The organism is Brevundimonas sp., from assembly GCF_044239655.1.
Lineage (GTDB): Bacteria > Pseudomonadota > Alphaproteobacteria > Caulobacterales > Caulobacteraceae > Brevundimonas.
Genome location: NZ_JBIIAY010000100.1, coordinates 1 through 11468 on the forward strand (window position 1 = coordinate 1; position 11468 = coordinate 11468).

Annotated in this window: 10 protein-coding genes; 7 read left to right on the forward strand and 3 right to left on the reverse strand. The window is 67.9% G+C overall.

Going from position 1 to position 11468, the window contains the following annotated elements:
• The 3 genes from ACILQR_RS12595 to cysN form a co-directional block, all read left to right on the forward strand.
• A partial coding sequence (locus ACILQR_RS12595) for a hypothetical protein (protein WP_395651752.1) occupies nt 1-258 on the forward strand: 258 nt, incomplete at its 5' end.
• A 52-nt stretch (nt 259-310) separates the two neighbouring features.
• A complete protein-coding gene (gene cysD / locus ACILQR_RS12600; RefSeq protein ID WP_395651761.1) occupies nt 311-1255 on the forward strand; it encodes a sulfate adenylyltransferase subunit CysD in 945 nt (314 codons plus the stop codon).
• A complete protein-coding gene (gene cysN / locus ACILQR_RS12605; protein ID WP_395651753.1) occupies nt 1255-3210 on the forward strand; it encodes a sulfate adenylyltransferase subunit CysN in 1956 nt (651 codons plus the stop codon). Before cysD ends, cysN begins: the two co-directional genes overlap by 1 nt.
• Nucleotides 3211-3216: 6 nt before the next feature.
• Here cysN and ACILQR_RS12610 read toward each other — a convergent pair whose 3' ends face one another.
• Together ACILQR_RS12610 and ACILQR_RS12615 are read right to left on the reverse strand one after the other, a co-directional pair.
• Nucleotides 3217-3999 (reverse strand): SDR family oxidoreductase, encoded by a 783-nt coding sequence (locus ACILQR_RS12610; protein ID WP_395651754.1) that lies wholly within the window; start codon nt 3997-3999, stop codon nt 3217-3219.
• Entirely contained in the window at nt 3996-4301 is a 306-nt protein-coding gene (locus ACILQR_RS12615; protein WP_395651755.1) for a 4a-hydroxytetrahydrobiopterin dehydratase, read from the reverse strand. The genes ACILQR_RS12610 and ACILQR_RS12615 overlap by 4 nt, the downstream gene beginning before the upstream one ends.
• A gap of 135 nt (nt 4302-4436) precedes the next feature.
• Here ACILQR_RS12615 and ACILQR_RS12620 point away from each other — a divergent pair, with 135 nt between their 5' ends.
• Complete coding sequence (locus tag ACILQR_RS12620; protein WP_395651756.1) at nt 4437-5138, forward strand: Crp/Fnr family transcriptional regulator; 702 nt, start codon at nt 4437-4439, stop codon at nt 5136-5138.
• 77 nt (nt 5139-5215) lie between these two features.
• Nucleotides 5216-6154, forward strand: coding sequence for a pirin family protein (locus ACILQR_RS12625; protein ID WP_395651757.1), 939 nt, complete (start codon nt 5216-5218; stop codon nt 6152-6154).
• 5 nt (nt 6155-6159) lie between these two features.
• On the opposite strand, the gene ACILQR_RS12630 is transcribed toward ACILQR_RS12625, so the two are convergent.
• On the reverse strand, nt 6160-7521 hold the full coding sequence (locus tag ACILQR_RS12630; RefSeq protein WP_395651758.1) for a M23 family metallopeptidase: 1362 nt from the start codon (nt 7519-7521) through the stop codon (nt 6160-6162).
• 391 nt (nt 7522-7912) lie between these two features.
• Between ACILQR_RS12630 and ACILQR_RS12635 the strand changes: the two genes are divergently transcribed.
• Both ACILQR_RS12635 and ACILQR_RS12640 read left to right on the forward strand, forming a co-directional pair.
• The gene (locus ACILQR_RS12635; protein ID WP_395651759.1) at nt 7913-11020 is read left to right on the forward strand and encodes a YdbH domain-containing protein; all 3108 of its coding nucleotides are present in this window, start codon (nt 7913-7915) and stop codon (nt 11018-11020) included.
• Nucleotides 11021-11108: 88 nt separating this feature from the next.
• Nucleotides 11109-11315 (forward strand): YnbE family lipoprotein, encoded by a 207-nt coding sequence (locus ACILQR_RS12640; RefSeq protein ID WP_395651760.1) that lies wholly within the window; start codon nt 11109-11111, stop codon nt 11313-11315.
• Nucleotides 11316-11468: the final 153 nt, after the last annotated feature.

Here is an 11468-nt window from a genome sequence, read left to right on the forward strand (position 1 = left end):
ACCCTGAAGGACATCGACCTGTCTTCAGCCGAGTATCGCGCAGATCGACGAACAGGTCGCTTTCTGGGCATCGCGATCCGTCTGCGATTTGGCGAGGCGCGCGATTGCTATCTTAACGATGACGGTCGAGGCACCCTCTACATCCGCCTTAGTATGGACGGGGAACATGACGCGAGCGCATCGTCTCCCGACGAAAGTTGCGAGCCAGTGGGTCGCGACTTGCCCGTCCGGATGTTGGCACCACCAACAGCCCCTTAAGGCGCGCTATCCTCCAGCATGAGCAGATTTCGTGGCTGCCCTCGGCCGTGTCATGACTATGTCGCGGCCCGTAGCCGCTTGCCGAGAACCCGCCGTGCCCAGCCTGACCCATCTTCAGCGGCTGGAGGCCGAGAGCCTCCATATCCTGCGCGAGGTCGTCGCCGAGGCGGAGCGGCCGGTGATGCTGTATTCGATCGGCAAGGATTCCGCCGTGATGCTGCATCTGGCGGCCAAGGCCTTCTATCCCGCCCCGCCGCCCTTCCCGCTGCTGCACGTCGACACGACGTGGAAATTCCGGGACATGTACGCGATGCGGGAGGCCTCGGCGGCCCGCTACGGCATGGAGCTGCTGGTCCACAAGAACCCGGACGCCGTCGCCCGCAACATCAACCCGTTCGATCACGGCTCGGCCATGCACACCGACCTGTGGAAGACCGAGGGACTGAAACAGGCGCTGGACCTGCACGGTTTCGACGCGGCCTTCGGCGGGGCCCGGCGCGACGAGGAGAAGTCGCGCGCCAAGGAACGCATCTTTTCCTTCCGCTCGGCCCAGCACCGCTGGGACCCCAAGGCGCAGCGGCCCGAGCTGTGGAAACTCTATAACGCGCGCAAGAACCCCGGCGAGAGCATCCGCGTCTTCCCCATCTCCAACTGGACCGAGCTGGACGTCTGGCAATACATCCACCTGGAAAACATCCCGATCGTGCCCCTGTACTACGCTGCGCCGCGTCCGGTGGTGGAGCGGGACGGGATGCTGATCATGGTCGATGACGACCGGATGCCGCTGCGGCTCGGCGAGACGCCGGAACTGCGATCCGTGCGGTTCAGGACGCTCGGCTGCTATCCCCTGACCGGAGCGGTGGAAAGTACAGCCGAGACCCTACCCGCCATCATTCAGGAGATGCTGCTGACCACGACGTCCGAGCGTCAGGGCCGCGCCATCGATCACGACCAGGCCGCCTCGATGGAGAAGAAGAAGCAGGAGGGCTATTTCTGATGGCCCTCGACACGCACGGCTACCGGCCATCCGATCTGATCGCCGCCGACATCGACGCCTATCTGACGGCGCACCAGAACAAGTCTCTGCTGCGGTTCATCACCTGTGGCTCGGTCGACGACGGCAAGTCCACCCTGATCGGGCGGCTGCTGTACGACTCGAAAATGATCTTCGAGGACCAGCTGGCCCAGCTGGAGGCGGACTCCAAAAGGGTCGGCACCCAGGGGTCGGCCATCGATTTCGCCCTGCTGGTCGACGGCCTGGCCGCCGAGCGGGAACAGGGCATCACCATCGACGTCGCCTATCGCTTCTTCGCCACCGACCGGCGCAAATTCATCGTCGCCGACACGCCAGGTCACGAGCAGTACACCCGCAACATGGTCACCGGCGCTTCGACCGCCGACCTCGCCGTCATCCTGATCGACGCCCGTAAAGGCGTCCTGACCCAGACGCGACGGCACAGCTTTATCGCCCACCTGATGGGCATCCGCCACGTCGTCCTGGCGGTCAACAAGATGGATCTGGTCGGCTACGACCAGGCCCGCTTCGACCAGATCGTCGCGGACTATTCCGCGTTCGCCGAGCGGCTGGGCATGACCGACGTCGTCGCCATCCCGATCTCGGGCGTCGCTGGCGACAACATCGCCTCGGCCAGCGCTGAGACCCCCTGGTACGCCGGCCCGACCCTGATGGAGCATCTGGAGACGGTCGAGGTCGACGCCGACCGCCTGCAGTCCCAGCCGTTCCGCATGCCGGTCCAATGGGTCAACCGGCCCGACCTGGACTTCCGGGGCTTCGCCGGCCTGATCGCCTCAGGTGCCGTTCGGCCCGGTGACGCCATCCGCGTCGAGCCCTCCGGCCGGGCCTCGACCATCGCCCGCATCGTCACCCACGGTGGCGACGTCGATATCGCCGTCGCCGGCCAGTCGGTGACCCTGACCCTGGCCGACGAGGTCGACTGCTCGCGCGGCGACGTGATCGCGGGCGCCGTCGCCCCGCCCCAGGTCGCCGACCAGTTCGAGACCACCCTCGTCTGGATGGCCGACGAACCCTTGCTGCCCGGCCGCTCCTACTGGCTCAAGATCGGCGCCCAGCGGGTCGCGGCCCAGGTCACGGAGATCAAGCACCGCATCCATCCCGACAGCCTGGAACAGCTGGCCGCCCGGGAACTGGCGCTGAACGAGATCGCCGTCGCCAACCTGTCGCTGGACCGCCCGATCGCCTTCGATCCGTATACGGATGTTCCCGACACCGGCGGCTTCATCCTGATCGACCGGATGACCAATGCGACGGTCGGGGCGGGCATGATCCGCTTTGCGCTCCGCCGTTCCCAGAACCTGCACTGGCAGGCGCTGGACGTCTCCAAGGCCACGCGCTCCTCCGACCTGGGTCAGAAGCCGGCCGTGATCTGGCTGACCGGCCTGTCGGGGTCCGGCAAGTCCACCATCGCCAACCTGGTCGAAAAGCGCCTCCGGGCCGAGGGCAAGCACACCTATCTGCTGGACGGCGACAACGTCCGCCACGGCCTGAACCGCGACCTGGGCTTCACCGACGCCGACAGGGTCGAGAACATCCGCCGCGTCGCCGAGGTGGCGAAACTGATGCTGGACGCCGGACTGATCGTCCTGACCGCCTTCATCTCGCCGTTCCGCTCCGAGCGCCGCGTCGCCCGTGATCTGATGGGGCCGGGCGAGTTCTTCGAGGTCCATGTCGACACCCCCCTGGCCGAGGCCGAACGCCGCGACGTCAAAGGCCTGTACGCCAAGGCCCGTGCTGGTCAGTTGGCCAACTTCACCGGCATCGACAGCCCCTATGAGGCCCCCGAAACGCCTGAGATCGTCGTCGATACCTCGTCCATGACCGCCGAGGCCGCCGCCGAGATGATCGTCGATCGCCTGCGCGATGGCGGCTACCTCAGGGCCGATCCGCTGTTCTCGGAGGGCGGCGGGGTTTGATCGCGCCTATTGCGCCAGCATCCCGCCGTCGATCTTGAACTCGGTCCCCGTCACGAACTTGCTCTCGTCTGAGGCCAGATAGAGCACCGCATAGGCCACGTCGTCCGGCTCCCCGATCCGCTTCAGGGGTATGCCGCGCGCCAGACGTTCGTGGGCCTTGGCCTCGTCGCCGTGGGCCATGGCGATGAAGGGGTCGAGGATCGGCGTCTTGATGAAGACCGGGTGGACCGAGTTGACCCGCACGTTCCACTCCATCTTGGCGGCCTCGAGCGCGACGGTCTTGGTGTACATCCACACCCCGGCCTTGGTGGCATTGTAGGCGCCCATGCCCGGTGCCCCCGCCAGGCCCGCAATCGACGAGATGTTGATGATCGAAGACGGCGCCGCCGCCCGAAGATGCGGCATGGCGTGCTTGCAGCCGAACATGACGGATCGCAGATTGATCTCGTACTGCCGCTGCCAGTTCTCGGCCGTGTCCTGTTCCGCAAACAGCAGCACGTCGCCGACGCCCGCATTGTTGATCAGCACCGACAACCCGCCCATGGCGGCGGCGCCGCGGGCGACCACATCGACCCATTGGTCTTCCGACCGGACGTCGTGGGCGTAGGCGAAGGCGGATCCGGCCACCTCGGCATTGATGGCATCGGCCAGGGCCTGGGCGCGGGTGCCGTCCACGTCAGTCAGGGCGACCCTGGCCCCCTCGCGGACCAGCATCCAGGCCATGGCCTCGCCCAGCCCCCCGGCCGCCCCGGTAATCAGGGCCGTCTTGCCCGCGACGCGTCCGCTCATGATTTCACTCCCATGTCCTTCGCAGCCTCGTCGATAAAACGGGCCATCTTGATATCGAGTTCGGTGACGCCACCCGCGTCGTGGGTCGTCAACAGCACCTCGACCCGATCGTAGACATTCGACCATTCCGGATGGTGATCCATCCTGTCGGCCATCAGGGCGACACGGGTCATGAAGCCGAAGGCGGCGTTGAAATCCTTGAAGATCAGCCGCCGCTCGATCGCCGGTCGGTCCCCCTTGGACGCCTGCCACAACGGCAGGCCGGCCAGAACTTCCGCAACGTCAACAGGGGCTTGGGCCATTTTCGATCCTCTTTTGACCGGCGTAGCGTGCCCTGAACCGGGCCACAAGCACCCGTCACGTGTCGCGCGGTCGCGTCGGGAACGTCTGGCCAAGCTTGGGCGTTAGCAAGCGTCGCTGTTCACAGGAGGCCCCCAATGGACAATCTCTGGATCGCTGCCCTCAGCCCCGCCGACCGCAAGCGGATCGAGCCCCACCTGAACGAGAAGGCCTTCGCCCAGGGCCAGATGCTGTACGACGCCGGCGAGGAGGTCGATGAGGTCTGGTTCCCGCTGAAGGGGGTCGTCTCCCTGATGACCGTCCTGCCCGACGACAAGATGATCGAGACCGCCGCCATCGGCCGCGAGGGTCTGGTCGGCGTGACCTGCGGGCCGATGAACGCCCGTGCCTCCAGCCGCGCGATCAGCCAGTCGGAGGGCGTCGCCGCCTGCCTGCCCAACGACATCTTCTCCGACGCGCTGGGCAAAAGTGAATCCATGCGGATGTCGCTGGCCAAATTCACCGAGAGCCTGTTCGCCCAGGTCCAGCAGACGGCGGCCTGCAATGCCCAGCACCGGCTGGACGAGCGGCTGGCGCGCTGGCTGCTGACCATCCACGACCGCTCCGACAGCGACCGCGTCAAGCTGACCCAGACCGACATCGCCGGGATGCTGGGCGTGCGGCGCGCCACGGTCAGTGAGGTCGGGGCCCAGCTGGAAGGCGAGCATCTGATCCGGCGCGGTCGAGGCTGGGTCGAGGTGCTGGACCGCAAGGCGCTCGAGGCCGCGTCCTGCGGCTGTTACGGCCTGATGCGCGGCGTCATGAAGGATCTGGGCGTTCCTCGCCCACGCAACAGCTGACCCGCCGAATCCTTCGCGCCTGCGTTGCGCCGCGCCGCTCCACGAGCGATGTTACAACAAGGCATTGGGGAATCGACATGATCGAGATGGTGATCGACGCGCGGCGCAAGGATCTCGGCGGGTTCGAGGTCGGGCGCATCCTGCCCTTCCATGCGCGCCGGATGATCGGCCCCTTCATCTTCCTCGATCAGATGGGGCCGGCGGAGTTCGCACCCGGTGCCGACGCCATCAATGTCCGGCCGCATCCGCACATCGGTCTGTCGACCCTGACCTATCTGTTCGAGGGCGAGATCATGCACCGCGACAATCTGGGGGTGACCCAGGCCATCCGTCCGGGCGAGGTCAACTGGATGACGGCGGGCAAGGGCATCGTCCATTCCGAACGCACCGATCCGCTGAAGAAGTCCACAGGCGGCCCCATGCACGGGATGCAGGCCTGGATCGCCCTGCCCGACGGGGCCGAGGACATAGATCCCAGCTTCGACCACCATGGCGAGACCGACCTGCCGGCCTATGAGAACGGCGGCCTGTTCGCCCGACTGGTCGCGGGCGAGGCCTATGGTGCCGCCGCAAAGGTGAAGACGTCGTCGCCGCTCTTCTATGTCCACTGGGAGATGCAGGAGGGGGTCCGCACCGCGCCGCCGCCGGGGAAGGGCTCGGGTGGAATGTCAGAACGCGCGCTGTTCGTCGCCAGGGGATCGATCGAGGTCGCCGACCGGACCTTCCATGCCGGCCAGATGATCGTGCTGGAGCCGCATGCCGAGCCGACCGTTAAGGCTCTGCAAGGGTCCACCGTCATGGCCCTGGGCGGCGAGCCGATCGGCGAGCGGCTGATCTGGTGGAACTTCGTCGCCTCGTCCCAGGCACGCATCGACGCGGCCAAGGCGGACTGGAAGGCCGGCCGCATGGCCCTGCCCACCGAGGACGATCTGGAGTTCATTCCGCTGCCGGACGAACCGGCGACGCCTGCGCGAACAGAGGGACCGGTCGAGCCAAGGCCCACCGATCCGGTCTGACCGGCTTACCCTTGCGCGGGACGCAGGCCGTCGGCCGAGGCGACCTGGGCGGCACCGATCTGGCGCTTCTCGCCGCCCGAGGCGATGATCCGGTCGATCCGGGCCTTTTCGGCGCGGAAGGCGTTCAGGTCGGCACCCGCCAGGACCGTGCCTTCGGAGGTGCGAATGCCGGCCGGATTGATCCGCTGGCCGTTGCGCCAGATTTCATAGTGCAGGTGCGGACCGGTTGAGGCGCCGGTCGAGCCGACATAGGCGACAACCTGTCCCTGGGTAACGCGCTGGCCGGCGCGGATGCCCGATCCATAACGGGACAGGTGGCCATAGCCGGTCTCGAGCCCGTTGGCGTGGCGGATGCGCAGCCAGTTGCCGTAACCGCCCCAGCGCCGCGCCTCGACGACGACGCCGTCCGAAGGGGCGACGATGGGCGTGCCGGTCACGGCCGCATAGTCCATGCCCTGGTGCATCTTGCGATAGCCCGACAGCGGATGGACCCGCACGCCGAAGCCCGAGGAGATACGGCGGAAGCTGGACAGCGGTGCCCGCATGGCGGTGGTCCGCAGATTGCGACCGGCTGCGTCGAAATAGGCGAACTCGCGCGCGCCGGCGGGCTTGAAGCGATAGAAGGCCTGGCCCTTGAGTTCGGCGTACAGCAGGTCGCCGGTCGCGACCGTGCGGCCCTGTTCGGTCACCGAGCGATCGAACACCAGGGTGAACTGGTCGGCGCTACGGACGTCGCGGCGCATGTCCAGCTTGCCGGCCAGCACCTGGGTGGCGCGACGGATGATGGCGGAAGTGGCCCCGAACGCCCCGGCCGATGAGGCCAGCGAGCGATCGACCGTTCCACGGGCGACAACGGTCTCGTGCGTGACCTTCTCGTCCAAGGCCCGCAGGCGCAGCGCGCCGTCGAAGCTGCGCGACACGGTCAGCTGGCTGGCCGGGCCCGTACGCATGGTCAGGCCGATCAGGCGAGGCTCGCCCATCCCGCCACGCGGCTTGGAAATGGCGGTCTCGAACTTCAGGCCCGCGCGCATGTCGTTCACGTCGAAGGCGTTGGAAATGGTGGCGGCGACGGCGTGGGCCTCGGCGGCACCGATCCCGGTGCGCAGCATGGCCTGTTCGAACGTCTCGCCGCTGCGGATCTGGACGGCGACGTTTTCGGGAGCGGTCAGTCCGGCGGGGGCTCCGGCGGCGGCGAAGGCGCGCGCTTCAAGCGCATCAACCTGTTGTTGGGTCAGCTCGGGAACTTCCTGCGCCTGGGCGGGTTGATACACCCGACCGGCAAGCAGCGCGACCGACAAAGCGGCCGTGGCAGTCAGCAGGTGCGGTGCAAAACGCATCGGCTGGCGGCGTGGATCGAACTGAGCCATCGGTCCCCGAAAAATGACGACGCCCCACAGCGCCCCGGAAATCTAAGTCTGAAACGCCAAGTCTGCATAAGGTCATGCAAGGATCGCGCCCGATGTACCCCGGTGTCGCGAGACAGGTCGTATACCTCAGCAAGACCACAATGGAAAGAAGGACGTTACAAAGCGTTAACCGCCGTGAGCGGAGCGGAATCCCTTGCCGGTTCTGGGCTTTTCGCCCTCTGCGCGATCAGTCTATGACAAACCTCATGACCCTGCGGCTCCAGGCCACACCCCCCGCCTCGTTCCGATGACGGATCAACCGACGCCGGCGCATGCCGCCGATCCTGAATCTTCCAGCCCACCGACGCTCCGCAAGAGGCGGACGGGGCGCAAGGTCGCGATCGTCGCCCTGATGGCCACGACGGCCCTGGGGCTCGTGATCGGCGCGGCCTGGCTGAACCGACGGGTGGTCGCGCGCGAGGTTCTGGTCGGCTGGCTCGACGATTGCGGGGTGCCTGCGAGCGTGCGTGTCGATCGGCTCGAACTGGATGGCTTCGTCGGCCGGATCGTGGTCGGCGATCCCCGCAATCCCGATTTCGCCGGCGACGTCAGCGTGGACTACCGCCTCACCGGTCCGTGGTCGGGTGCCGGGTTAGGCGTGACCCCCGGCCGCATCCTGCTGACCCGGCCGGTGCTGAAGGCCCGCTGGTCCGACAATCGGTTCTCGATGGGCAGCCTCGATCCCATCGTCGAGGAATTCACCGGCCGACCTCCACAGCCCGACAGCCGTTCGCCCCTGGTCATCGTCCAGGGCGGCCGCCTGAACCTGTACACCGACTACGGCCCGGTCACCGTCTTCGCAGACCTGACCGTCGACAACGGCAAGCTGATGCGGCTCCGGGCCAGGACGCCCGACCTGCGCATGGCCCAGGGTGACATGCGCGCCTCGGGTCTGGCCGCCACGCTCGACCTGACCACCACCGGCGACCGGGTGGCGGTGGGCCTAGACCTTCGCGTCGCAGACCTGTCAGGCCCGGTCGTGTCAGGACGCAATGCCCGTGTCGGCCTGATCGCCGACCTGCCCTATCCCGACATGAAGACCCGTCGCGGCGACGGCCAGGCCTCGATCGACTTGTCGATGACCGGGGACGCTCTGACCGTCGGCGGCAATGCCATGACCGCGCCCGATGCGCGGCTGAAGTTCAGCGGCCAGACCACCGGCTGGATCGAGACCTTCCGCATCGCCGGCGACCTGACCGGGACCGTGCGCGCCGCGGCCCTGACCGGCGGGGGCCTTTCGGCCAACGCGCCGAACCTGACCCTGACCGCGACCCGGCTCGACCTGTCGCGCCAGAATGCGGGCGACCTGGCCTGGTCCGCGACCGGCCCGGCGACGATGACGGCGGCCCGGGCCTCGGCCGGCGAGCTGGTCCTGTCCGATGCGACACTGCGCTCGTCGGCCCTCGTCGTCGGCGGACGGGGCGCAGGCGTCGAGGCCACCGGTCCGCTAACCCTGAGCGCGGCCTCGTCCACCTTCGGCGACCTGGCCCTGACCGGCGTCACAGGCACGGCCGATCTCGATGCGGTCCAGAGGGACGGCACCCTGATCCAGGCTACGGGCGCGCTCAAGGCGTCCGGCGGTCGCTGGCCCCTGTTCGGGCCGATCGGTCCCGACGATGTGCCGGAACTCGCCTCCATGAAGGCCGCGCTCGGCGACTTCGCCGTCGAGCTGCCGTCGTTCCGTCTCAGCGCGGGGACGCCCGGAACCCGGATCGACCTGACCGCCCCGGCCCGGCTGACGCCTCGCAACGGTGGCGTCCTGACCGTCCTGCCCGTCGCCCGCCCGATCTTCTCGGCCGCGCCGGGCGAGCTCGGCGGCGGGGCGCTGAAGGTCACGGCGACGCGCGGCCGGGGCCTGCCCGAGGCGACCTTCGACATCCCCGACTGGCGGCTGACCCCCGGCGGCTTCTCGGCCCGGCTGGACGGCCGCGCCCGTCTCGATTTCGGCCTGGCCCAGGGGCTGGACGTCACCACCACCGGCACCCTGGCCACCGATCGCGGCGTCCTGACCTATGTCGCCGCCCGCTGCCTCGATGTCGCGGTCGAACGGCTGGAGCTCGGCGAGAACGACGTCTTCGATGTCGCCGGTCAGGCCTGTCCCATCAACCGTCCCCTTGCCGAGGTCCGCGACGGCCGCTGGCGCGCCGACCTGGGCCTCAAGGCCTTTTCGGCTAAGGCCCCCTTCCTCGCCCTCGACGTCGATCGCATCGAGGGGACGGCGGCCGTGACCGGATCGCCCGCCGGGATCGGCCTCGTCGCCGACATCGCCTCGGCCCGCGTGACCGACGCCACCACCCCGCGGCGTTTCACCCCCCTGTCGGCGTCGGGTTCCGCCACCCTCAGCGGCGAGAGCTGGACCGGCGGCTTCGACCTGACCTCCGGTCAGACACCGGTCGCCCATCTGGACCTGACCCACGACGGCCTGACCGGGCGCGGTGGCGTAGAGATCGATACCGGAACGCTCACCTTTGCGCCCGGCGGCCTCCAGCCCGCAGACCTGACGCCCCTCGCCACCGGCATCGTCAGCCCGCCCGTCACCGGCTCGGCCATGTTCAAGGGTCAGCTGGCCTGGGACCCCGCCCTGCCCGAGGGCATCAGTTCCGGCCGCCTGACCATCCCCCGTCTCGACTTCACCTCCCCCGCCGGACCCGTGCAGGGCCTGAGGGGGACTATCGACTTCACCAACCTGGCCCCCCTGACCACGGCGCCCGGCCAGATCCTGCATGTGGACAAGCTGGTCACCATCACCGACCTGACCGACCTCGACGTCAATTTCGCGCTGGGCAAGGCGGCCGTCACCGTCTCGGGTGCCGAGATCCAGGTCGCGGGCGGCTTCATCCGGGTCGAGCCCTTCCTGCTGCCGCTCGACCGCGCCACCCCCTTCGACGGCGTCATCGTCTTCGACCGGGTCCAGTTGGGCGAACTCGTCAAGGGCGCGGGTTTCGACGACAAGGTGGCGCTGGACGCCGTCGTCTCGGGCCGCCTGCCCTTCACCTACGACCCTGTCGCCGGCGTTCGCATCCAGGCCGGAACCCTGGCCGCCGTCCAGCCCGGCCGTCTGTCGATCCAGCGCGAGGCCCTGTCGGGGATCGAGGCTGGGGGCGGGGGCGCCATCCCGCCCGGTACGGTCGAGGACCTCGCCTATCAGGCCATGGAAAACCTGGCGTTCGACACCCTGTCGGCCAATGTGAACAGCGAGGGCGACGGCCGGGTCCGGCTGATGTTCGCCATCAAGGGTCGCCACGACCCGCCCGAGCGTCAGGAGCTGCGCCTGACCATCCCCGAGCTGATCAGCCGCCAGTTCCTGAACCGGCCCCTGCCGTTGCCCAGTGACACGGGCATCGACCTGAACCTGAACACCACATTGAACCTGAACGAGGTGGTCGGTGACCTCTTGGCCATCAACCGCGCCCGCAACGCCGCACCGGCCACGCCATCGGGAACATCGCCCTTACCTTGACCGTTAGACCTGCATAGACGTTCAGATCGCATTCACAGCTCGCGGCGCACTGAAGCCTACGAACCGTCGATCCTGGAGACCCCCCGCCATGACGCCGCCACGAAATCTTTCTCGCCGCCTCGCCTTTGTGGCCCTGGCCTCGACTGTCCTGGTCGGAGGTCTGGCTGCCTGCACGCCCACGATCCGCCTTCAGGTTGATCCGATCCAGATCAATGCGACGCTGGACGCCAACGTCCGCATTCGCCTGGATCAGGAACTTCAGGATCTGCTGCGCGAAAACCCGAACCTGTTCTGATCGAAAGATGATCACGATGAACCGCAATCTCCTTGCCGCCGCCTTCGCCGTCCTGGCGCTGGGTTCGGCCGCCGCCACGGTGTCGGCCCTGGCTCCCACACCGGCCATGGCCCAGACCTCGGCCCAGAAGGCCATGATCGATGCCGCCAAGGC

What these genes read in the sequence shown, in the direction of transcription:
- ACILQR_RS12630 (WP_395651758.1), bottom strand. Translation starts at nt 7,521, where the DNA reads ATGGCTCAGTTCGATCCACGCCGCCAGCCGATGCGTTTTGCACCGCAC.
- ACILQR_RS12625 (WP_395651757.1), top strand. Translation starts at nt 5,216, where the DNA reads ATGATCGAGATGGTGATCGACGCGCGGCGCAAGGATCTCGGCGGGTTC.
- cysN (WP_395651753.1), top strand. Translation starts at nt 1,255, where the DNA reads ATGGCCCTCGACACGCACGGCTACCGGCCATCCGATCTGATCGCCGCC.
- cysD (WP_395651761.1), top strand. Translation starts at nt 311, where the DNA reads ATGACTATGTCGCGGCCCGTAGCCGCTTGCCGAGAACCCGCCGTGCCC.
- ACILQR_RS12615 (WP_395651755.1), bottom strand. Translation starts at nt 4,301, where the DNA reads ATGGCCCAAGCCCCTGTTGACGTTGCGGAAGTTCTGGCCGGCCTGCCG.
- ACILQR_RS12620 (WP_395651756.1), top strand. Translation starts at nt 4,437, where the DNA reads ATGGACAATCTCTGGATCGCTGCCCTCAGCCCCGCCGACCGCAAGCGG.
- ACILQR_RS12635 (WP_395651759.1), top strand. Translation starts at nt 7,913, where the DNA reads ATGGCCACGACGGCCCTGGGGCTCGTGATCGGCGCGGCCTGGCTGAAC.
- ACILQR_RS12610 (WP_395651754.1), bottom strand. Translation starts at nt 3,999, where the DNA reads ATGAGCGGACGCGTCGCGGGCAAGACGGCCCTGATTACCGGGGCGGCC.
- ACILQR_RS12640 (WP_395651760.1), top strand. Translation starts at nt 11,109, where the DNA reads ATGACGCCGCCACGAAATCTTTCTCGCCGCCTCGCCTTTGTGGCCCTG.